Annotated in this window: 22 protein-coding genes; 7 read left to right on the top strand and 15 right to left on the bottom strand. The window is 50.1% G+C overall.

Annotated elements, in window-relative coordinates; translation table 11 throughout:
- Positions 1-135 precede the first annotated feature (135 nt).
- From EDC32_RS04320 to EDC32_RS04300, 5 genes are all read right to left on the bottom strand, one after another.
- Positions 136-384 (bottom strand): DUF4227 family protein, encoded by a 249-nt coding sequence (locus EDC32_RS04320; protein ID WP_022736216.1) that lies wholly within the window; start codon positions 382-384, stop codon positions 136-138.
- A gap of 64 nt (positions 385-448) precedes the next feature.
- Complete coding sequence (ald, locus tag EDC32_RS04315; protein ID WP_132220138.1) at positions 449-1,579, bottom strand: alanine dehydrogenase; 1,131 nt, start codon at positions 1,577-1,579, stop codon at positions 449-451.
- Between the two features lie 102 nt (positions 1,580-1,681).
- Complete coding sequence (gene fur, locus EDC32_RS04310) at positions 1,682-2,191, bottom strand: ferric iron uptake transcriptional regulator (RefSeq protein ID WP_022736214.1); 510 nt, start codon at positions 2,189-2,191, stop codon at positions 1,682-1,684.
- A gap of 73 nt (positions 2,192-2,264) precedes the next feature.
- Positions 2,265-2,927: a stage II sporulation protein M gene (gene spoIIM / locus EDC32_RS04305; protein ID WP_022736213.1), complete on the bottom strand. Its 663-nt coding sequence runs from the start codon at positions 2,925-2,927 to the stop codon at positions 2,265-2,267.
- A gap of 89 nt (positions 2,928-3,016) precedes the next feature.
- On the bottom strand, positions 3,017-3,493 hold the full coding sequence (locus EDC32_RS04300) for a hypothetical protein (RefSeq protein WP_022736212.1): 477 nt from the start codon (positions 3,491-3,493) through the stop codon (positions 3,017-3,019).
- Positions 3,494-3,634: 141 nt separating this feature from the next.
- Here EDC32_RS04300 and EDC32_RS04295 point away from each other — a divergent pair, with 141 nt between their 5' ends.
- Positions 3,635-3,823 carry a hypothetical protein gene (locus EDC32_RS04295; protein WP_158283223.1) on the top strand — a complete coding sequence of 63 codons (189 nt, stop codon included), beginning with the start codon at positions 3,635-3,637 and terminating at the stop codon, positions 3,821-3,823.
- Positions 3,824-4,260: 437 nt separating this feature from the next.
- A complete protein-coding gene (locus tag EDC32_RS04290; RefSeq protein ID WP_132220136.1) occupies positions 4,261-4,641 on the top strand; it encodes a hypothetical protein in 381 nt (126 codons plus the stop codon).
- Between the two features lie 21 nt (positions 4,642-4,662).
- Here the strand turns inward: EDC32_RS04290 and EDC32_RS04285 are convergent, their stop codons facing one another.
- A complete protein-coding gene (locus EDC32_RS04285) occupies positions 4,663-5,868 on the bottom strand; it encodes an endonuclease Q family protein (RefSeq protein WP_246026844.1) in 1,206 nt (401 codons plus the stop codon).
- Positions 5,838-6,383 (bottom strand): NUDIX domain-containing protein, encoded by a 546-nt coding sequence (locus tag EDC32_RS04280; protein ID WP_132220135.1) that lies wholly within the window; start codon positions 6,381-6,383, stop codon positions 5,838-5,840. Before EDC32_RS04280 ends, EDC32_RS04285 begins: the two co-directional genes overlap by 31 nt.
- Before the next feature lie 151 nt (positions 6,384-6,534).
- Between EDC32_RS04280 and EDC32_RS04275 the strand changes: the two genes are divergently transcribed.
- Positions 6,535-6,735 (top strand): hypothetical protein, encoded by a 201-nt coding sequence (locus EDC32_RS04275; RefSeq protein WP_022736207.1) that lies wholly within the window; start codon positions 6,535-6,537, stop codon positions 6,733-6,735.
- Between the two features lie 20 nt (positions 6,736-6,755).
- Here EDC32_RS04275 and EDC32_RS04270 read toward each other — a convergent pair whose 3' ends face one another.
- Genes EDC32_RS04270 through EDC32_RS04260 form a run of 3 tightly spaced genes read right to left on the bottom strand, consistent with a single transcriptional unit; the run spans position 6,756 to position 12,450 of the window.
- Positions 6,756-8,210, bottom strand: coding sequence for a reverse transcriptase family protein (locus EDC32_RS04270; RefSeq protein WP_022736206.1), 1,455 nt, complete (start codon positions 8,208-8,210; stop codon positions 6,756-6,758).
- A 21-nt stretch (positions 8,211-8,231) separates the two neighbouring features.
- Entirely contained in the window at positions 8,232-9,866 is a 1,635-nt protein-coding gene (locus tag EDC32_RS04265) for an SWIM zinc finger family protein (RefSeq protein ID WP_054095387.1), read from the bottom strand.
- Between the two features lie 22 nt (positions 9,867-9,888).
- Positions 9,889-12,450, bottom strand: coding sequence for a hypothetical protein (locus EDC32_RS04260; protein WP_132220134.1), 2,562 nt, complete (start codon positions 12,448-12,450; stop codon positions 9,889-9,891).
- Positions 12,451-12,930: 480 nt separating this feature from the next.
- Between EDC32_RS04260 and EDC32_RS04255 the strand changes: the two genes are divergently transcribed.
- Positions 12,931-13,473, top strand: a complete 543-nt coding sequence (locus tag EDC32_RS04255; protein WP_132220133.1) for a hypothetical protein — start codon at positions 12,931-12,933, stop codon at positions 13,471-13,473.
- Between the two features lie 31 nt (positions 13,474-13,504).
- A complete protein-coding gene (locus EDC32_RS04250) occupies positions 13,505-14,335 on the top strand; it encodes an EcsC family protein (protein WP_132220132.1) in 831 nt (276 codons plus the stop codon).
- 149 nt (positions 14,336-14,484) lie between these two features.
- Here EDC32_RS04250 and EDC32_RS04245 read toward each other — a convergent pair whose 3' ends face one another.
- The 5 genes from EDC32_RS04245 to EDC32_RS04225 all read right to left on the bottom strand — a co-directional run bounded on the left by EDC32_RS04245 (position 14,485) and on the right by EDC32_RS04225 (position 20,075).
- Positions 14,485-15,642, bottom strand: coding sequence for a M20/M25/M40 family metallo-hydrolase (locus EDC32_RS04245; RefSeq protein WP_132220131.1), 1,158 nt, complete (start codon positions 15,640-15,642; stop codon positions 14,485-14,487).
- A 401-nt stretch (positions 15,643-16,043) separates the two neighbouring features.
- Positions 16,044-17,588, bottom strand: a complete 1,545-nt coding sequence (locus EDC32_RS04240) for an acyl-CoA carboxylase subunit beta (protein WP_211341901.1) — start codon at positions 17,586-17,588, stop codon at positions 16,044-16,046.
- A 19-nt stretch (positions 17,589-17,607) separates the two neighbouring features.
- Positions 17,608-18,030, bottom strand: coding sequence for a methylmalonyl-CoA epimerase (gene mce / locus EDC32_RS04235; RefSeq protein WP_132220129.1), 423 nt, complete (start codon positions 18,028-18,030; stop codon positions 17,608-17,610).
- Positions 18,027-18,437 (bottom strand): cobalamin B12-binding domain-containing protein, encoded by a 411-nt coding sequence (locus EDC32_RS04230; protein ID WP_029071794.1) that lies wholly within the window; start codon positions 18,435-18,437, stop codon positions 18,027-18,029. Before EDC32_RS04230 ends, mce begins: the two co-directional genes overlap by 4 nt.
- 12 nt (positions 18,438-18,449) lie before the next feature.
- Entirely contained in the window at positions 18,450-20,075 is a 1,626-nt protein-coding gene (locus EDC32_RS04225) for an acyl-CoA mutase large subunit family protein (RefSeq protein WP_132220128.1), read from the bottom strand.
- A gap of 152 nt (positions 20,076-20,227) precedes the next feature.
- Here EDC32_RS04225 and prli42 point away from each other — a divergent pair, with 152 nt between their 5' ends.
- Both prli42 and EDC32_RS16240 read left to right on the top strand, forming a co-directional pair.
- The gene (gene prli42 / locus EDC32_RS16245) at positions 20,228-20,320 is read left to right on the top strand and encodes a stressosome-associated protein Prli42 (protein WP_154987287.1); all 93 of its coding nucleotides are present in this window, start codon (positions 20,228-20,230) and stop codon (positions 20,318-20,320) included.
- A 103-nt stretch (positions 20,321-20,423) separates the two neighbouring features.
- Positions 20,424-20,600, top strand: coding sequence for a hypothetical protein (locus EDC32_RS16240; protein ID WP_022736197.1), 177 nt, complete (start codon positions 20,424-20,426; stop codon positions 20,598-20,600).
- The last annotated feature ends 108 nt before the right edge of the window (positions 20,601-20,708 follow it).

Here is a 20,708-nt window from a genome sequence, read left to right as displayed (position 1 = left end):
CGCAACGCATGCGGTAAGCCGTTGATGTGATGTCGCCCCCCATCTTACATTATATACCCCTAACTCAAATCATAAAGAAGAAATTCATTACATTTGGAGAAAAAAAAAGAAACGGACAGGTGGTGCCGTTTCACATCATTCTCCCAACCAATAAAACATAAGTAACCGTTCCTTTATTTTTTGTGCAGGCGCCTCGGCCACTCGCGCCGTTTCCTGCTGATGCCCAAACACCTTGATGGCGCCTCCGTTCGGCTCCTTATACATGTAATCCGGTTTGAACAGAGGCACCAAGAAAGAGAACAGCTGGTACAAAAGCAACGTGAACAGCACAAACAACAAAAAAAATTGGCTCCATCGTTTCAAACGGCGAAGTGAAATAACCATGATCCATCTTTCCTTTACCCCGTATTGCTATAAGGGTATGGGAAAAGGAGACAAGTTATGCGAGTTAAGCAAAGCGTTGACCAATCGCCTCTTCCAGCGGCACATACGGCAGACCCAAGCTTTCGGCGACGGCAGAGTAGGTGACCTGCCCATTGATGACATTCACCCCACGTGCCAGAAAACGGTTGTCGGCAAGTGCTTGTGTCAATCCTTTGTTGGCGATCTGAACTGCGTACGGAATCGTGACATTGGTCAACGCGATGGTCGATGTCCTCGGCACCGCTCCCGGCATATTGGCCACTGCATAATGAACTACTCCGTGCTTCACATATGTCGGTTCACTGTGAGTTGTCACCCGGTCGATCGTTTCAATGGACCCTCCTTGGTCGATCGCCACATCCACAATCACTGAACCGGGTTGCATAGTGCGAACCATTTCTTCCGTCACCAACCGCGGTGCGCGGCGACCTGGTATCAATACCGCGCCTACCAACAAATCAGCTTTGGCAACGGCTTCCGCCAAGTTGTAACGGTTGGACATCAACGTCCGCAACTGGCCTTGGAATTGGTCATCCAGTTGTCTTAACCGATCCGCATTAATATCGAGAATGGTTACGTTGGCTCCCATCCCCAAAGCGATTTTGGCCGCATTCGTACCTACGACGCCACCACCGATAATCACCACTTCTCCAGGCAGTACCCCGGGGACGCCGCCGAGCAAAACCCCTTTGCCCCCTTTGGGCTTCTCCAAAAATTGCGCCCCGATCTGCACCGACATCCGTCCGGCTACTTCGCTCATCGGGGTCAACAACGGCAACGCACCGTTATCCAATTGAATCGTTTCATAAGCGATGGCAGCCACTTTTTTATCCATTAACGCCCGGGTGAGCTCCGGTTCTGGTGCGAGATGCAGGTAAGTGAAAAGAATTAGGTTTTCCCGAAAATAAGCAACCTCCTCCGGTTGCGGTTCTTTCACTTTCATGATCATGTCAGCGTTTTCCCATACTTCTTTGGCACTGCCCAAGATTTTGGCTCCATGCGTTGCATACTGATCATCTGTGAAACCGCTCCCATTTCCGGCCCCGCTTTGGATCAGCACCTCATGGCCAGACTGCACCAGCGCATCCACCCCCGCTGGAGTAATGGCGACACGGTTCTCATTGTTTTTGATTTCTGTTGGCACTCCTACTTTCATTCGCGAATCCCTCCTTAAGTCTCCTATCATATTCATGCGCCATTCATCGAGGAATTATTGATGCCAATACAAAAAAAATGAGACCTTTTTAAGAAAAAGATCTCACGTCACTTTAGAACCTACTAATTTTTTGGGGTCGGTCACTTTTCCTTTGCATCGGTGGCATATCCCGTGAAAGGTTAAGCGATGATCAATGATCTGAAAATCATATTCTCTCTCAACTTGCACCTCGATCGGGCCTAACAAGTCTTCCATAATTTCATCCACCGTGCCACAATTGAGGCAGATGAGGTGATGGTGATGATGCTCCGCCCCTTCTGCTCTGAATTCATACCGTGTAACGCCGTCTCCGAAATTGAGTTTGTGGATGATCTGCAAATCACTTAATAGCTCCAATGTCCGATAAACCGTGGCCAAACCGATCTCGGGAGCTTTATCCTTCACCAACAGGTAGACATCCTCTGCGCTTAAGTGATCCTCTTCATTTTCCAGTAGCACACGGACCGTCGCTTCCCGTTGGGGGGTTAATTTATAATTATGGGCGGATAATTGCTGTTTAATTTGTTTCACCCGGTCTTCCACAAAAACACCCCCCTGTTTATCTGACACCATTATATTGGAGAGTCGCAGAAGAGTCAAACCACATGAAAGACACTATTAGATAATAATTATTTTAAAACCGGTGTTAATTCCATGATTGATCCATCAATTGTTCTGTTGGAATCGCTTCTTTCATCATGACTGGTGAAAGATAAGCTTCTAATGCGGCTGAAACCAACATCACGACAGCCATGGCCGTCACCAAGAGAGAAAAGGAGACGAACTGCGGGTATATGGTTCCCCGATAGTGAATCAACCGATTCTTGACGAGTAAGGTGGAAAAGTGAATCCCTGCCACTGTCACAATAATGAGCGCCGGAATCATCAGCAAGTTTTGCGGCACTACGGATACAAAGGCGAACCACAATCCTTCCCACGCCAGTTGGTTAACCAGGAAACCGACCGTAAAACCGATCACCAGGCCTTTTATGAAGATAAACACCAGCAAAAGGGGAATGCCGATAACCGACAGACCCAAAATCCACATGAGGCCAATTGTTTTCAAATGATCCCCCAACGCGTGTTGAAACGCTACTTCGGGCTCGGCAATCGTGTGTTGCTCCAATCCCCTAAAAAAATGGCCCAAGTAAGTTAACAGCCCGTCCTTTTGCGCAGGATCGAGCGTATTGACAATCACCGCCCCGAAGATCACCCCCATCATAAACAAGACGGTGACAAACAAATAGGGTGACCGTTGTTGCTGAATGTGCGATTGAATCGACCGTCTCCACTTGTTCTTCTGCTTCATCCGACTTCGCCTCCTTCAGTCCCGTCACACTACTCTATGACTAAAATGGAAGAGGTATGCCGCATGAAGCTAGAGTTTGAGAAAAGAATTCAACCGCCCCACTCTTTGTTCGATTCACTTTTTTTCTCTCCGACCGCATACAAGTGGAAGCCTGAACCCTCGCCTAGCCAACTTTCCACCACCCAACCATCGGCCGAAGCATTGCTTTGCTCGGTTCGCACATGCGCTTTTTGCACGCTCAATCCCAAAATTCCCCGCACGGGCCCCAGCCAGCACATGATTCCGACCAACAAAATCACAAAGGTGATTACCGCATTGCGCAACCAATCTTCAGATGTCTCCGAGGTAAGCATGTTTTGAAACACATAAAAACCGATAAACAAAAAATAACTGAAACCAAACAATACCCAAATCGCTTTGAACCCAGCCAATAGATAACCGATTCGCTTGCGTCTGAGCAGGAAGATTAACGATTTGATCGCAATCAAGCCAATGATGAACACAATTAATAAGGTCATGAGATTCGTCAACACTTTCCCTGACCAGATGAGTGGACTCACATTCATCCCAAACGCCTCCTCCAAGATGCCTCGGCCCCCTTTGACCGGGGGAGGAATGGTGGGTGCCGCCCGGTGTCCCATTTGGCAGGGATGGCTTCTCAAAGCGCACCCACACATTTTAATCCTTGTCCATCCAGGGCATGTCTGGTGAATCAAGTTGATAGAGAAGCGGCAGCGGAAAAATCTTTCCTCGATGAGCGCCTCGCCACAGGTGAAGCAAATGAGAAAATGGTTTTGGAGCCGCTGACCTATTCATCGACACGCGCTGGCAAAAAGTCGGAGCAACCCACTCTTGCCTATAAAATCCATCCATCTCCAAATATTATATTTATCTGAAATTATTATAACCTTTCACGGACTAACAGATAAGCCCGATGCAGGCGCCACCCCAATTATCCCAAACTCACACTTCATATCATCACACTTGTGCTTAGCACACAAAAAACGCTTTGCTAAAACGTTGATCCACAGGCGTATCACTGGTCGCCTCCATTTGCGATGCCTCGCCACGACAAAGCGTTTCCCATTCTCATCACCTGTGTAGTGACAGGATAGCTACACCGATGAATGATCCTACACAAACGAAAGGTTTACATCCACGGTGCGATTCGTTGATGGTTGTTCCATTATCCGTTCTCTTTCCAATGTCGCATTACCATCAATTTATCATATCACAGCGGCCTAGCATAGATAACGGAAGCAATTCTGCCCCTCTTCCTTTCAGAATAACTCCTTTCCAACTGGCCGACATTAAGGGGGAAAGGAGGATGACCATGGCAGAAAGAGCGATATTCGGATATTTCCAAACGATTGATGCCGCACAGAAAGCCGCCGCAGAGCTACGACAGGCCGGCTTTGAAGTGGATGTGAGCCGTTTTTCACCCTTGGGCGGCGGAAAAGACGCTGACGGAGACGCCACGTATAGTAATCCGTATGAAAACCCGCGGATGTCATTGGCTGAGAGCACGCTGGGCAGTCCCCGGCTCGATCCCGACAAGAGCGTTATGCAAGCCGCCCATCCCGACGCCAGCGGACTGTCTGGTGGCCACCCCCTGTCTTCACTTGAGGATGTGTCAGTCACTGTGTTTGCAACTTCGGAAGACCGGGTGCAAGAAGCGGAATCCATCTTGCGCAAACACGGAGCCAGAGAGTAAGGAAAAAGCTAACCACATCGGTTAGCTTTTTTGTAGTGGATCGACTTTGCCATAAACGCCGCCGCCCCCTTCGGACAATGCCAATCGTTGCTCGCGCGCCAATTGAATATAATGGGCGATAGCCGCGCCAGCTACTTGGCGGATTTCTTCCACCTCCGCATGATGAAGAACATTCATCTCTGTTCCAAATGCCTGCAATAATTTATCCAGGGTTTTGGGGCCCAGTTTGGGAATGAATTCAAGCGGCACTTGATAAACATAAGGGGGACGGTGTGCCGGGTGGCGACTTGGTTGATCGGCGATCTCCTCGATCCGGTCCTTCACGCCTTTCACCTTTTTCAAGCTGCCGCAGTGTGGGCAACAAGCAACTTGGCTTGACGGCCACAATTCATCACAATTCAAGCAACGGGTTCGATAGTATTTTCCCAGCTTGGGGTTTAAGCCGTAATTAGCCAGGACGCGCCTGCCCCCCTCTCTGGCGAGTGCCCGTTTCAATTCTTGAAAACTAGCATCTCGCACCAACAATTGATTGTATTCGCGACCGATTTTGGGTAGAGAGTGAGCGTCCGAATTGGTGACAAATGTAAAAGGTGCCAACTCAGATAGTTGATCGGCCAAATCCGAATCGGAGCTCAACCCGAGTTCCACTGCCGATACCTTCTTCATGTCAAACAATTGCTCCATGCGAGGTGCGGCATTGCCGTAAACACTTTTAAACGGGGTGAATACATGGGCGGGAATAAACAAACCACCCCACTCCCATACTTTTTCTTGCAGGGCCAATGCCGATTGCCGCAACCGCTGGGTGCTTAACTGGACATTTTTCATATATCTCTTTAACCAGGCGGTAAGTTCTCGCATCTGTTCCAAACCGGGCAGGTACACCAGGACGTGAAACGCACCGGCTCCCTCCCTAAGCTCGATCTCTGCCCCCAACACGCAAGTCGTATCCCCATACGTAATGCCACCGTCCGGATGTTCGCGGTAAAGCCCTTTGTCCAATCCTGCCTGAATCTCTTCCTGTACTGGAGGGGACTGAGCGTCGATGATTCCGATCAGCTGGATGCCTTTGCGGTGAAACGCTTCCTTTATAATCGCTTCAAACGTCATGTTTTTCGCCGCTGTGATTTTTACAGGGAGATTTCCCTGGGTTCTGCCAATATGGATATGCAAGTCGGCGAAAATCTCTTGCAACTTCATCTCCCGCTCGACACCCGGGCTTGCCATAAGTAGACTGCGGCCACCGTTTTGGCGTCCATGATATCGCCACTTTGAATTCGCTCCAAGCACTCATCCAGCGTGCATTCAACCAATTCCACAAATTCATCCTCATCGGGGTTCACTTCCCCTTTTGTTAAACCCTCAGCTTGATAAATGTGCAAACATTCGTCTGAAAATCCGGGTGAGGTGTAAAAGGAAACCACATGCGTCAAGCCCGTAGCCCGGTAACCCGTTTCTTCTTCCAACTCTCGTGCCGCGCAATCCCCGGGGTCTTCTCCCGCTTCCAATTTGCCCGCCGGGATTTCCAGGATCGTCTTTTCCAACGGCTTCCTGAATTGCCGCACCAGCACCATTTTCCCCTCATCCGTAATAGCCAGAACGGCGACGGCACCTGGGTGTTTCACAATTTCGCGTTTGGCAGCGCGGCCATCGGGCAATTGAACGTCATCTACTTGCAACTGAACCACTTTGCCCGTATATATCGTTCGACTCGCAATCGTTTTTTCTTCAAAATTTCGCATTGTTGTCACTCCTGTCTCAATCTATTCCTTATTATAACTCACATCCATCTCCAAACCGACCATTCTCGTACAAATGGAGACAGCTTTACGCATATGGATAAGATGATGTGTCAATGCTGGTTAAGACAAATAATCTCCGGTGGTGATCCAGATGAAATGCACCTGGCGACAATCAAGTTTCTGCGTGAGCGGCAAAGGCTGGCAAGTGCGTGCCTATCTGCGCCAATTGACCAACCATCCGCTAACCGTAAAACAGCTCATCGAACGAAAACAGCGTTTGTTCCGTCCACTGCGGAAAGAGAAGCCCCTCCATCGACTCTTTCCCAATCAACGCACAAAGGCCGAGCCTTGATCGGCTCGACCCCGATACCTTTATGATTGAACCGTTTTTCCAGCCCATCCAGGCAGAGATAAGCGATGTTTCACCGCAATAGCTTGCAACTGCCGAATCAGCTTCTCTTCTAAATCGGGCCGCACCATGCGCACAAAGTTGGCGTACCCTTTGATGTAATCCCAATAATGTGGGTGACCTGTACGATTTTCCGCTTCTAGTCCGTTTTTTTCAACGTTGTGCAACAACGCCCGAAACTGTTTCCATTCTCGGCGGTTGACATTGATTTTCTCGTTAACTACAATGCCCGTCACTGTCTGTCGATTGGTCCGCTTCAACACTCTCGTTTTATCTTCATTGACGGTGAATCCTTCAAATGCCACAATCCGACGTACTTGGTTTATGACGGTGCCGATTTGGCCGATTCCATCCTCTGAACAGGAGAACGTCATGTCATCAGCATAGCGAGAATATTGAAAGCCATACTTTTGCGCTAACCCTGACAACCGCTCATCCAAGCGACGACACAAAAGATTCGTTATGGACGGACTGGTGCAGGCCCCTTGTGGAAGCTGGCGTTCCCCGATCGCCACATGATACACACGGCCTCCAAGCGTAACAGCGCGGCGCGGCGGTTCGGTACACAACAGCGCCAACAGCGTACTGATCATCTCACTGTACCCAAATGATTGAAACAAGCCTCGAACCCGGTAGAAATGAATGCTCGGAAAAAAATCTCGCAAATCCATCTTAATGACTGCCGCTTGGCCAACATGCCGTTTCGCGTTGTCCACGATACTTTTCCCCGGCACAAACCCTTGCGCCGCAGGGTGTACCGGCAGGCGGTCGAGAAGATGAGTCTTAATCCAAGCCTGTGCTTGCCTGAGCGTTTGTTTGGGAGCGGAAATTTCCCTTTCTTCCCCATTTTGTTTGGGGATGGTGAATCGGAAATAATGGGACAGTGTCGCCGTGTTGCGATGATATGTAAGCCATTTGAGCTTGCTTACGGAGATTCCTATCGCCTCTGCTAACTCTTCCGCGGTGGTTACGATGGGCAAGCCAGCTTGGCGCAACATCTCCGTCTGGGTTTCCTTGTTTTCCAATCCGCCTGAAACCCCTTCTCCTGCATACACAACATGGCGAGCGCGGTGCTGTTCCCACGCTTCTTTGGCCTCGCGGCGCTTCTGTTCTCGCTCTGCCTTTTGTACCTCTCGCCTTTTTCTGCTGGCTTCAATCCGTTTTTGGCGCACTTCTTTTAACAGTTGCTGCACCTTGGGCATGCTCATGCCTTTGGACTGCAACCGCCGCAATTCCGCTGCCAAGCGGGCGCGCTCCTCATCCTCTGCTTGTTGCTGCTTCTTCTCTTCCTCTGTCAATGAATCGTTGCTCCAGAAGCCCAAGCGGATCATCTCTTCACGAATGGTCGCTTCCCGCCCATTTGCACTCACTTTTTGAATCCACTCTTCCCTGGTTAAGGGACGTTTTTCCTCCGACATCCTGATCTCCCTCCTCCTTGCTCAGTCGCGGGCTATGGCCACAAGCGCCATCATGTGCTCGCACGGTCCTTGCATCAGCTTGTTCTGTTTGTAGAAATAACACGTGCATTCACCTTGCTCAATCCGCCCGTCATGATCAAGAACCACTTGGGGTTCCACCGACCGGTTGCTCGTCCGGACACTGCCATAGAGCGTTACGCCGCTAGCCGACGCTTCTTTTCGTGAGAGGCTCACATGTCCCTGTTGCACCAATTTTTTCGCTTTTTCCTCACGCGGATTAGCGTACCGCAACTGATCCACTGGCAAGGGGTCGCGCGTCAATTCACGCAGGCGGTAGCGGCCGATCTCCAAATCGAACATCACCCTGCCGGCACTACACAGCTGGCGTAATGCCGCTTGCACCGTAGGCACTGGCAAGCCAGTCCACTCTGCCAATGATTCTGCTGTCGCCGTCTTTTTCCATTTCATCTTGGAAAAAACTTGTTTGCTCTCTTCGGGCGTCACCTGCGCCGAACTGCCGATCAGCAAATCGAAGTTACCGGCACCAGCCCAGTCATTGCGAGTCCAACCAGACAAGCCCAACGTGAAACTGAGATTGCCCAAGTCAGCCACATAAAAACTAGGCAATCCCGTGCCCAACAGGTTGACGGTGATCTTGCGGGACAGCGGCAACAACCTTTCCAATAAGAAGAGGCGGCGGCGCCCCCAAGTGCGAATCTCTTGCTCGGTATCTCCCAGATAAACGGAATCGCTAAAGGTCATCACTTCGTTCCACGGCTCGATGACCACTTGCACCGGTTGACCCGGCTTGAGCAAAAACTTGAGCGAACGAGGGCTGTGCCGTTCTTTGTGCCGTCGCAAAAAGGTGCAGAGATTATACAGATCGATCGGCTTCACATCGAAGGTGACCGCTGGCATCGTCATTGCTGATTGAACTTGGAGAAAACCGCGAATCCAGCTGACAGGCACATCGATTTTCTTCTCTTTGTACACTTCCCGTCCTTCCGTCGCCACTTCAAAGCCCGATGGGTCCACTTGAAATTCAGTGGGACGGTACGAGCGGATGCGTTGGATTTCATTGAGCAACGCATCCGAAAAATCGATGTTGGTCGTACCATAGGCGAAATCCTTCACATCGTCAAACAGTTCGGAATGAACCGCCAACCGTCCGTAGGAGGACTCGTCCAACGAAAAGGCTTCAAAAAAAACTTGATCAGGCGCCACGGTAATCACAGGATCGAGAACAAACCAAGCGTCAGGATCGTTATGATACAACCAATTGAAATACCGGGCCCGCGCTTTGTAATAAGGTCCCATGCGTTTAGTGCGGAGGCGATCCAATTCTTGTATGCGTTCACGGATAAGTAGCATCCTCGCCGCTTCACCCGACTCTTTACCCATCGTGTCGATCAGGTCAAGCACATACTGTTGTTGCACCCACTCTTGATAAGCTCGATGATCCTTCGGTTTAACATTCAAATCTGAAACAACGACATCGCGCAGCGCAATCATGGCGTCGCGGTAGCGGATGGAGTCTTTGATTCGGCCTTGGAAAAACGTAGGCTCCCGACCCAGATCCGGGGCAAAGTCAACCAGTGTACGACCGCCTACATGACTGATGTTGCTTGCTTTGGCATAGGTCTGTTGAAATTGCATGCGTTCTCCTCCTTGCTGTGAATTATTCCAACGCCAACGGTGTCTGAATGTGTGGATAGCGCATTTTGATCTGTGTGAGCAGATGGACGATCCGTTCAAAATCCTGCCGCCCGAAATTGCGTACCATATCATTCAACAGAGGCACCATCGCTTCTGCGCATTCCTGTTTCTCCAATGCCAGTCTCTCCAACAGTGCGAAAGCCATGTTTTTGGCACGCCGTCCCCGATGCACGCGGAAAAACACAGTCCGAAAAAACAACTCTAACTCAGTCATGCGTTGAGCCGTCCAGGTCAGCCGGTCGCCAATAGCTAAAGCGAACTCCTGAACCTCCAAATATGGACTTTCACTGGCTCGCATCATGAGTTCCGTCAAGTCGAGCCGTGTCAGATGGCTGTCAATCAACTCCATGGCCAAAGCACGGATATCCCGGCGGGCGGTGTCCAACAAGCCGTAGATCAATTCCGGGGTCTGTTCGTCAGTGGGAAGAGCGGTCACGATGCACATTGCCCACTCCCGCGTGTCATCCCAATCGGTCTCCATTACATTGACCAACAAATCGGGGGACCAAATCAACCGCAATTTTTCAAGCATCTTCCGCGCTGCCGCACGAACCTCCGCCAAGGGGCGATGTGCGAGATCGACCAGTTGTTGCAATGTGAAATCGTGCGGTTTCGGTTCGATCAGAGCCAGCAGTTGCGCACCGAAAGCCTGCATGGCATGCTCTTGATGCTGTAACAAAGCAAGCACTTGACTGATTGGGGTCTTCCGTAATTCCTCAAAGAACAATTTCCCCAACAACACGTCACGGATATAATTACGTACCAGCGCACTTTCATTTTCATCCAGCATCATTTCCCACAAGCGGGGCAAAAGAGCGGGATAAAAAGGTACGACCCAAAGTAAACGATCTGACATAAAGCGAGTAGTAAACGCTTGCACTCGGCTGTTCGGTGTTTTGATCAGAGCGAGCAAAAAGTCCAAATCCAGCTTCAGTTTTTCGAAATGCTTCTCAAACAGCGCCTCTGTCTGCTGCTGCACTTCATTATTGGCTGAAGAGAGGAGCGGGAGCAACTCGACACCTGTGACCTCCTGTTGTTCCACATCCAACTCTTCCAACAGCAACGCCAACAAATCTTCCTTCATTCTATACATGTAAGACCAACGGCTACCGCTGTCTTGCAATTGCTTGATCAATGCCATAGTCGCAAATTCACTCACATAGGGCCGGCAATGGCTCCGCAACAAATCGATACAACCCGTAGCCCGCCAATAATCACTTCCATCTTTAATGATGTCGATGATCCGCCGGGTGATTTTCAGGTTAAACTCGCGAGGCAGTTTCTGTGCATTTTCCCCGAACCAATCGGCCGCTTTTTCACGCACCGTTTGATCTATATGGAACAGCAGTTCCTCCAGCAAGACAAGATCCGCCTCGCCGTTGTCCGCCAAGATTTCGTTCTCCAATAGCCATGCCAGTGCGGCTCTGTTGCGTTGATTATGCTCATCATCCAAAAGTTTCATCCATTTTTCACGCGGCACCCTATTCAGATAATCCCGATTTCCATGCAGGAGCGCATTCCAAGCAAAGCTGATCACTGTGCCTGACGAAGCTTTGTTGAATAACCGCCACAATTCGTCCGCATGTTGATCCCAGAGATCGGGGAACGCTTCTTCCCTGCGGTCAAGCCCGTCATACGGCACAAACACATCCTCCCACTGCAAACGCTTAGGCTTAAACGTTTGGCTGCGGTGAAACAGCAGATGGTTGAACAGCCAAAGATGATTGTACTTTTTGCCGACCAACCACTCACCGTTTTCGTACTTTGACACGTACCGGGCATCTTGGTCTTCATATTGCAACAACGCTTCCACGGCAAAGCGAATGTACGCCGGATTCCCCTTTTTCCCAAGTTCTCGCAAATAACGCCAACAGCGGCGACGCAAGTAATAATGCGTTTTATCGGAGTAAACCTCCACTTCTTGTCCAGCGGCGGTTTGAAGCCGGTTATTCCCTTTTCGCTCCAGGTCAAAGCGATGCGCGAGGATCGCCCACGTTTCGGCGTCTCCCTTTTTTTCTGCCAGCTTGAAGATTGCTTTTACATAGCGGAAATACACTGCATCAAATGGTATCAGCGCATTCCGTCTGCCCCCGTGCCATTTCACCTGCAGTTTCCTGGAGATCATATGTCTCTGATATTTAAAAAATCGACGTTTCAGATCATAGATATCGGACTGATAACTCAATAGTTTGCGCACTGCTTTCCGTGCCAGGGGATGCCCCGATACGTACAACGTCCACAACCAAGAGCCGTCTTGCGGATCAAGCTGTGCCATATCTTCTTCTGGCAAACTGAGCTTTTGCCAACCTCCTTTGTTGTAATCCCAAACTTGCACCTCTCCATTCAACAGAAAAGCGAACTTAAGCAGTTCATCAATCACCGCCGGATCATTCCGGTTCAGCATCGCTTGGATTCTTGCGGGTAGCGGGGCCTTGGGTTCTTCTTTTTCCCACCAAGTGTCATGGGTTGCAAATTCTCGCTCTGCTTGGGCTAACATCAAATTCTTTTTCTCCTGGTCAGCCATTCCCCATCCTCCTTAAGTAAAAAGAATGCCCGACTCGGACACTACCCGAGTCAGGCATGAATCACTTTGTCTACTAACAGTCTTCGGATCTGGGTTCGCACTGAAAAAGCCCTAGTGCACCCCTTAGTCGTTAGGTCCGGCTACGCCTGCTTAGGCAGAACCTAACGCACTAAGGGGTGCACTAGGGCTGACTAAGTAACGCGGAGCCGGGTGATGATTGTTTGCCATCATGTCCCGCACAGCGTATCACCGTGCAATTGGCTAGACAAAGCCTTCTTATATGTACAAATAGTATTATGAATTAATAGAATTGAAATGTCAATGAAAAATTATTTAAGCGATGCAAATCCTTACAATCCTTCATCTATCCCGGCACTTCCTCCAGCGCCCACGCTGGGTTAAAATGATGATGCAACCCAGATTGCGCCAAATCGACACACCTACGACCCATTCGGCTTATAACATCAAGGGAGTGACAACATGAAAGTTCAGCCTTATCAGGCCAAGCTGGACCAACTCACTCCACGTGAGAGGCAAACCTATTTTGAATTGGTCCGGTTGGCGGCTCCGGAGGAAATGATCCATCCAGAGTACCAAGTTCTCATTCCCAAAGGGGCCTGCATCATTTCCTACCGGCAATTGGAAAAATACCTCGACCTGACGCGATCGACCATCCGGCGTGCCTTGGTTCGGTTGGCAGACCGCGATTTCATCGAATTGACCCATTTGGGGCAACTCAAAGGAAAAGACGGAGTACACTATCGCTCCATGGTGAAAATCAAACATTATAAACCGCTCCCGGCACACACCGAGGTAAGCGAGCAGGAGCCTTCCCTGGTAGAAGGGCTAATCAAGTTGGAATATGATCATCTCACCCAACGGTTCGACAGCTTGCAAACTTACCTGGCACAGAACCGGACACGCCTCACACTTACGGAGCGGGCCCAATTGGACCGAATCATCGCGGCCTACCAAGCCGCGCTCAATGTAGTTGGCAGCAACAAAGAGACTTTTCAACGGTAACAAGCATTAGTGAATGAGGGATGGAAGTATTATGGAAAACCAGGAAATGCTATTGGAAGCATTAAAAGAAATAGAAAAATGGGAACAAGATCAGAAGGATTTGTGGTTTTGGGAAAAGTTAGGCAGAATTCCCTTCACTCTGCTCGACCGCATCACTCCCAACATCGTGCATGAATGGCTAGGCAAAATTCTCGATGAATTGGGAGGCTACATCCAAACAGGCGGGCAGTATTTGATCAGCGAAAAAGAAATCCTCACTCAACTGGCCAAAGAAGCCCAACTTCGTCCTGATTACCTCACTTTGGATAAAGTGCCGGCTCTTCCGCTTCACACGATGGATAAAGTGGCAGAGGAATTGAAAGAATCACGCAAGCAATTCGCCACCATGCAAGGAGCAACAACGGGCTTTGGCGGAGTATTCACCCTAGCGATTGACATTCCCGCCCTTTTGGGCCTTTCACTGAAGGTTCTGCAAGAGATGGCGCTAAGTTACGGCTACAATCCCAAGGACAAACATGAGCGCATTTTTATCGTCAAATGCCTGCAATTCGCTTCCAGTGACTTCGTCGGTAAGCAAGCGATCATCAAAGAACTAGCGTCGGCCGAAACAGCACAAGTTGGCGAATCCATCTCCAAATTGGAGGGGTGGCGCGAAGTAATCTATACTTACCGGGACAACTATGGATGGAAAAAACTGTTCCAGCTCGTTCCTGTCGTAGGAATCATCTTCGGCGCCTATATCAACCGTTCCACCATCGATGAAGTGTCGGAAGCAGGACAAATGCTCTACCGCAAACGCCGGGTCTTGGAAAAATTAGCCCGCATGGACAGCGATGATGGATTGGCAAAATACAATATATAAAAAGCAAACGGCCTCCGACGGGAGACCGTTTTTTGTTCACGTGACTGGGATTGGCCATTTAATGGCCACTTCGATTTTTTCAACAGACAAGGAATATTTTTCAACCCAACCATCCAGAATAATGATTGCGTCAAAAACGGGCTAACAACCTATTTCCCCAAAGAACCGCTACCCGTAGCAGCCACTTCTACCTTCGCCGATTCTTCGATCAAAGCCACCACCAACTCCGCCGCTTTCACCAACTCTTTGATTGGCATCCGTTCACTGGTGGTGTGGATGTTCTGGTAACCGATGCCCAAATTCACTGTGGGAATACCGTGCCCGGCAATCACGTTAGCATCGCTTCCTCCACCGCTGGCGCCAATGCGGGGCGTGCGGCCAATGCGCATAACTGCTTCTTTGGCTTTTTGCACCACCAGATCCTCTTCGGAGAAGTGGAAGGAAGGGTACAAGGTACGTGTTTCCACTTCGGCTTTGGCGTTGAATTCCTCAGCCGCTTCATGAAATGCTTGTACCATGCTGTCCACTTGCCGGCGCAATTTCTCCGGATTGCGGCTGCGCGCTTCAGCCAAGATTTCGACCCGCTCCGGAATCACGTTGGAAGCAGTGCCCCCTTGGAAGCGACCGATGTTGGCCGTCGTCTCTTCGTCAATCCGCCCCAAGCGCATTTTGGAGATAGCCCGACTCGCTACTTGGATGGCGCTAATCCCATCTTCAGGGTTCACACCTGCATGTGCTGCTTTGCCATAAATGGTTGCCAGCACTTTTACTTGCGACGGAGCCGACGTGATGATTTCACCCACCTCTCCATCGGAATCCATAGCAAACCCGAAATCGGCGTCTACCAGAGACATATCCAGATGGCGCGACCCAATCAAACCAGATTCTTCTCCGGCAGTAATGAGCAATTGGATTTGTCCGTGAGGAAGCCCTTTTTCTTTCAACAGGCGGATTCCCTCCAAAAGGGCGGCCAAGCCAGCTTTATCATCCGCACCAAGGATGGTGGTGCCGTCTGACTCAATCACATCGCCGTTGATTTGCGGCTTGATCCCTTTGCCCGGAGCGACGGTGTCCATATGGCAGGTAAAATAGATCTTAGGTGCCCCCGGAACCGTTCCTTTCAGTGTCGCCACCAAATTGCCCGCGCCATGTCCCGTCAATTGAGCAGAGCCATCCTCAACCACATCCAACCCCAATTCTGTCAGTTTTTGGGTCAGAAGGTCACAAATGGCTCTTTCGTCACCTGTCTCACTATCCGTTTTTACTAATTCTATAAATTCATCGATTAAACGCTGTTGGTCTACCACCGTTACTCCTCCAATCACCCGATAAAATTACTACCTATTTTACCATGACTCAATTCAACTTGTTGGTAGCCAAAGACCTAAAATCAGGCAAAAAACGTGGATCTTTGGTTATTGACAGCGGTTTGGCGAAAAAAGACTGTACAAAGCTATAAAATTTGCCATTTTTTTGCCAGTTGTTCGCTTTGTAATCCGAAATTTTTCAGCAACTCCCCATCACTCATTTTATATTTAAATGAAACCGTTTTCTAGTGCTATGTCCCTCCATACCGGTAGTTAGAAGATTGCCACATCATGGGAAAACTGGCTTTGCCCCTATTATGTCCAATTTAATTTTTTTTATTCACATACAATAGAAAAAGCACCGGGGCCAGAGACAGCCTCGCCAGTGCTTCTCATCCCTATCACAAAGGGATGTTTCCATGCTTTTTAGCTGGACGGCTTTCCTGTTTCTGTTCCAGCATTTCCAGAGCGCTGATCAGTTTTTGCCTGGTGGCGCGCGGATCGATCACATCATCCACCATTCCATGCGCCGCGGCCACATAGGGGTTGGAAAACTTTTCGCGATATTCCGCTATCCGCCGCTGTCTGGTCTCCTCCGGCTGTTCACTTTCCGCAATCTCACGTTGGAAGATGATATTGGCCGCGCCTTCCGCACCCATCACCGCAATTTCGGCGCAGGGCCAAGCGTATACCAGATCAGCCCCAATCGCTTTGCTGTTCAGCGCCACATAAGCGCCGCCAAATGCTTTGCGCAGAATCACTGTAATCTTGGGTACAGTCGCCTCCGAATATGCGTACAATATCTTGGCGCCATGCCGGATGATGCCATGGTGCTCCTGGTTTACGCCCGGGAAAAAGCCGGTAACGTCGACAAACGTGATTAACGGGATATTGAAGCAATCGCAAAAACGGATAAAGCGGCTCAGCTTATCCGACGAATCAATATCCAAACTTCCTGCCATCACTTTCGGCTGATTGGCAACAAGGCCCACGGTACGTCCCGCGATCCGACCGAAACCGACGACGATGTTACGGGCGAAATGGCGATGCACTTCCATAAAATCTCCTTGATCCACCACCGCTTGAATCACTTCCCGCACATCATAAACACGCGTTCCTTCCACTGGCACCTTGTCGGCCAGCTCTTCTACCCAGTCATCTCCTTGCTCCTCCCACTCCCGACGAGGTGGATTCTCCCGGTTGCTCTGTGGCAGATAAGTACACAGACGCCGCACCTCCTCAAGCACTTCCGCTTCCGTAGGCGCAGTGAAATGGACATTGCCGCTCGTAGTAGCGTGCATTTTTGCTCCACCCAATTCCTCCGCCGTGATCTTCTCCTTGGTGACAGCCTCGATCACCTTGGGACCGGTGATAAACATCTGGCTCGTATCCTCTACCATAAACACGAAGTCGGTGATTGCGGGGGAATAGACCGCACCTCCCGCACATGGTCCCAAGATCACCGATATCTGCGGAATCACGCCAGAATAAATCGAATTCCGATAGAAGATATGTCCATAGCCATCCAACGATACGACTCCTTCTTGGATACGTGCTCCTCCCGAGTCGTTCAGGCCGATGATCGGCGCTCCGTTTTTCGCCGCCAAATCCATCACTTTGGCAATTTTCAAAGCATGCATTTCTCCCAGCGCCCCACCAAACACAGTGAAGTCCTGGGCAAATACATACACAAGCCGTCCGTGGATCTTTCCGTAGCCCGTCACCACCCCTTCGCCGGGAGCTTCCGTGTGCTCCATGCCAAAGTGCGTGGCGCGGTGTTCCACAAACGCATTTAATTCAACAAATGAACCCTCGTCCAGCAAAAGATCGAGCCGTTCTCGAGCCGTCAGTTTCCCGCGCTTGTGTTGCGACCGAATCCGCAGTTCTCCTCCGCCTAGCTCCACTTTGCTCCGTTTGGCTTCCATCTCTTCAATTTTCTTGTACATATCCATTTATGTCACATCCTCATTCTGCGTTTTCCCGCGCTTCGCACAATTCCAGCAATACGCCGCCCGTTGATTTTGGATGAAGAAATGCGATGTTCATCTGGTGCGCACCGGGTTTGGGCTCTTCATTGATCAGTCGAACCCCTTGCTCGGCCACTTCCCGCAACCTGGTTTTGATGTCACTCACTTCAAGGGCAATATGATGGATGCCCTCGCCGTGCCGCACCAGATATTTGTGAATAGCACTCTCTTCGGACATCGGCTCAAGCAGTTCAATTCGGCTTTCCCCGATGCGCAAGAAACCGACCCGCACCTGTTCACTTTCCACCTCCTCCATGCCTTCCAAAGTTAACCCCAACACTTCTTGATACCAAGCGCACGCCTTTTGCAAATCCCAAACCGCAATGCCGATATGACTGATTTTTTTTGGGGGGCACTTCATGCCTGAACCCCCTTTTCCTTGACCACTCGCCGGATGAATTCAGCGGTTTCTGTCGTTGTTGTGCCGGATGTGAACACTTCGGCCACACCTTGCTCTTTCAGGTACGCAATATCTTCTTGCGGAATGACTCCACCCCCGACAACCACTATGTCGTCGGCCTGTTGTTCCCTGAGCAACCGCACCACTTCAGGAAACAGTTCATTATGGGCTCCAGACAAACAGGATAATCCGATAACATCTACATCTTCTTGAATCGCGGTGGCGACGATTTGCGCCGGTGTCTGTCGCAAACCGGTGTAAATCACTTCCATCCCTTCATCCCGCAAAGCTTGGGCAATAATCAGCGCCCCGCGATCATGCCCGTCTAAGCCAGGCTTGGCTATAAGTACGCGAATTGGTCGATTCATATCCGTTTCCCCCTAGACTGGTTTATATTCACCAAACACCGCTCTCAATGTGTTGCAGATTTCACCCACTGTGGCATACGCTTTGACTGCCTCCAGTATGCTAGGCATCACATTTTCCGTTCCCTCCGCAGCCTGTTTGAGCCGCGCCAACGCCTGATTCACCGCTTCTTGATTTCGCGTCGCCCGCAATTCTTTCAACGCCGCAATCTGTTCTTTGGCAAAGGCCGGGTTGACCCGCAACAGTGGCGGTTGCGTTTCATTCTCCAAGGTGAACTTGTTCACCCCCACCACCACTTCTTCACCGCGCTCGATTTTCCGCTGTGTTTCCAGCGCTACCCGGCGAATTTCCCGTTGCATAAACCCTTGCTCCACGGCATGCACAGCTCCCCCCAACTCATCAATCCGCTTGATTAGCGCTTCAGCCTCTTGCTCGATCTGGTCTGTCAGCGTCTCGATGTAGTGGGAACCGCCCAACGGGTCCACTGTGTCAGCCACGCCGCTTTCGTAAGCGATAATCTGTTGCGTGCGCAGAGCGATCCGCGCCGACTCTTCCGTGGGCAAAGCCAAAGCTTCATCCCGCGCGTTGGTGTGCAAACTCTGTGTTCCCCCAAGCACTGCCGCCAACGCTTGCAAGGTGACCCGCACAATGTTGTTGTCCGGCTGTTGCGCGGTCAATGTCGACCCACCCGTCTGGGTATGGAAGCGAAGCTGTAACGAGCGCTCGTTCGACGCATGGAAACGATGTTTCATGATTTTAGCCCATAACCTTCTTGCAGCACGGAATTTGGCGATTTCTTCAAAAAAGTGATTGTGTGCGTTGAAGAAAAATGAGAGTCGCGGCGCAAATTGGTCTACTTCCAAGCCCGCATCCAGTGCTGCTTCCACATATTGAATGCCGTTGGCCAAAGTGAAAGCGACTTCTTGCACGGCGGTGGAGCCAGCTTCGCGAATGTGGTAGCCGCTGATGCTGATTGTGTTCCACTTGGGTACATGCTCCGCACAATACTGAAAAATGTCAGTGATCAGGCGCATCGACGGTTGGGGCGGAAAAATGTAGGTGCCCCGCGCAATGTACTCTTTGAGGATGTCGTTTTGAATGGTGCCGCGCAACTGCTCCGGCCTAACACCTTGCTTTTCGCCAACGGCAATCACCATCGCTAACAAAATCGCTGCCGGGGCATTGATGGTCATCGACGTGCTGACTTGATCCAAAGGAATCCCCGCAAACAATTGTTCCATGTCCCGGAGGGAATCGATCGCTACCCCTACTTTCCCCACTTCTCCCATCGCCATGGGATCATCAGAGTCATAGCCAATTTGGGTCGGAAGATCAAAAGCAACGCTCAAACCCGATTGCCCCTGTTGCAACAAATATCGAAACCGCTCATTTGTTTCTTTGGCTGAACCGAACCCGGCGTACTGGCGCATCGTCCAAAGGCGGCTGCGGTACATGGTCGGGTGTATCCCGCGCGTATAAGGGAATTCACCGGGCCACTCTTCCCGCGCTTCGTGTTCGGTGTATAAGCGTTCCACTTCAATGCCAGAGAGGGTGGTGAATGTTTGCTTGCGTTCTGGCGCTTTCTCTAACCAACGAACAGTTTTTTCTTCCCATCGACTTTTTGCGCTTTTATTTTCCATATGAATGCTATCCCCCTCATCATAATAAAACGCTTTCACTTCTTAATATATCAAATATTACGTTTGTTTGAACGAAGTTTTCGCAAAGAGGTGATTTCATGGACTTTATCCCAAAGGTTGGATACAATAGGATGTTGTGAGGTGAATCAATCGTGAAGCCAAAATGGATCAAAGTGACGGTATATGTGCTTGTTCTCTCGCTTCTCGTTTCAACCCTTGCCACCGGAGCCTATCTCTTTCTATAATTCATAAAGGGTGCGTATGTTAATCAGGAAATGAATCGATTATACTATGTAATGATGAGTGCGCAAGCCCAAGCGCAAACAACAGAAGGCAGGTGAATATGCAATGGAATACTTCATGGTACCTCTTCTTGTCATCATTTCGATCCTGTCGATCCGCGGTGTCATAGACAATAAAAAGATCGGCAACAAACCAGGCGTTATTATCGGGGGCGTCTTCACACTCGCTTTGGTTGGTGTCACCCTGCTGTCCCTGTATGACTTGTTTGTAGGTATTCAGTAATCCCTACATATGCCAAGCTCCCATCTATTGGGGGCTTTTTTCTTCAAAAAGGGGCTACGGTTTTCTGATTTTCATTTATAATAATATTTGGGAACGGTTTATTCAGAC

It is taken from the genome of Laceyella sacchari (genome assembly GCF_004343255.1).
Taxonomy (GTDB): domain Bacteria; phylum Bacillota; class Bacilli; order Thermoactinomycetales; family Thermoactinomycetaceae; genus Laceyella; species Laceyella sacchari.
The sequence above is the reverse complement of the archived record's forward strand: the minus strand, read 5'-3'. Positions and strand labels throughout refer to the sequence as shown.

What these genes read in the sequence shown, in the direction of transcription:
- EDC32_RS04320 (WP_022736216.1), bottom strand. Translation starts at nt 384, where the DNA reads ATGGTTATTTCACTTCGCCGTTTGAAACGATGGAGCCAATTTTTTTTG.
- ald (WP_132220138.1), bottom strand. Translation starts at nt 1,579, where the DNA reads ATGAAAGTAGGAGTGCCAACAGAAATCAAAAACAATGAGAACCGTGTC.
- fur (WP_022736214.1), bottom strand. Translation starts at nt 2,191, where the DNA reads ATGGTGTCAGATAAACAGGGGGGTGTTTTTGTGGAAGACCGGGTGAAA.
- spoIIM (WP_022736213.1), bottom strand. Translation starts at nt 2,927, where the DNA reads ATGAAGCAGAAGAACAAGTGGAGACGGTCGATTCAATCGCACATTCAG.
- EDC32_RS04300 (WP_022736212.1), bottom strand. Translation starts at nt 3,493, where the DNA reads ATGAATGTGAGTCCACTCATCTGGTCAGGGAAAGTGTTGACGAATCTC.
- EDC32_RS04290 (WP_132220136.1), top strand. Translation starts at nt 4,261, where the DNA reads ATGGCAGAAAGAGCGATATTCGGATATTTCCAAACGATTGATGCCGCA.
- EDC32_RS04285 (WP_246026844.1), bottom strand. Translation starts at nt 5,868, where the DNA reads ATGGCAAGCCCGGGTGTCGAGCGGGAGATGAAGTTGCAAGAGATTTTC.
- EDC32_RS04280 (WP_132220135.1), bottom strand. Translation starts at nt 6,383, where the DNA reads ATGCGAAATTTTGAAGAAAAAACGATTGCGAGTCGAACGATATATACG.
- EDC32_RS04275 (WP_022736207.1), top strand. Translation starts at nt 6,535, where the DNA reads ATGAAATGCACCTGGCGACAATCAAGTTTCTGCGTGAGCGGCAAAGGC.
- EDC32_RS04270 (WP_022736206.1), bottom strand. Translation starts at nt 8,210, where the DNA reads ATGTCGGAGGAAAAACGTCCCTTAACCAGGGAAGAGTGGATTCAAAAA.
- EDC32_RS04265 (WP_054095387.1), bottom strand. Translation starts at nt 9,866, where the DNA reads ATGCAATTTCAACAGACCTATGCCAAAGCAAGCAACATCAGTCATGTA.
- EDC32_RS04260 (WP_132220134.1), bottom strand. Translation starts at nt 12,450, where the DNA reads ATGGCTGACCAGGAGAAAAAGAATTTGATGTTAGCCCAAGCAGAGCGA.
- EDC32_RS04255 (WP_132220133.1), top strand. Translation starts at nt 12,931, where the DNA reads ATGAAAGTTCAGCCTTATCAGGCCAAGCTGGACCAACTCACTCCACGT.
- EDC32_RS04250 (WP_132220132.1), top strand. Translation starts at nt 13,505, where the DNA reads ATGGAAAACCAGGAAATGCTATTGGAAGCATTAAAAGAAATAGAAAAA.
- EDC32_RS04240 (WP_211341901.1), bottom strand. Translation starts at nt 17,588, where the DNA reads ATGTACAAGAAAATTGAAGAGATGGAAGCCAAACGGAGCAAAGTGGAG.
- mce (WP_132220129.1), bottom strand. Translation starts at nt 18,030, where the DNA reads ATGAAGTGCCCCCCAAAAAAAATCAGTCATATCGGCATTGCGGTTTGG.
- EDC32_RS04230 (WP_029071794.1), bottom strand. Translation starts at nt 18,437, where the DNA reads ATGAATCGACCAATTCGCGTACTTATAGCCAAGCCTGGCTTAGACGGG.
- EDC32_RS04225 (WP_132220128.1), bottom strand. Translation starts at nt 20,075, where the DNA reads ATGGAAAATAAAAGCGCAAAAAGTCGATGGGAAGAAAAAACTGTTCGT.
- EDC32_RS16240 (WP_022736197.1), top strand. Translation starts at nt 20,424, where the DNA reads ATGGAATACTTCATGGTACCTCTTCTTGTCATCATTTCGATCCTGTCG.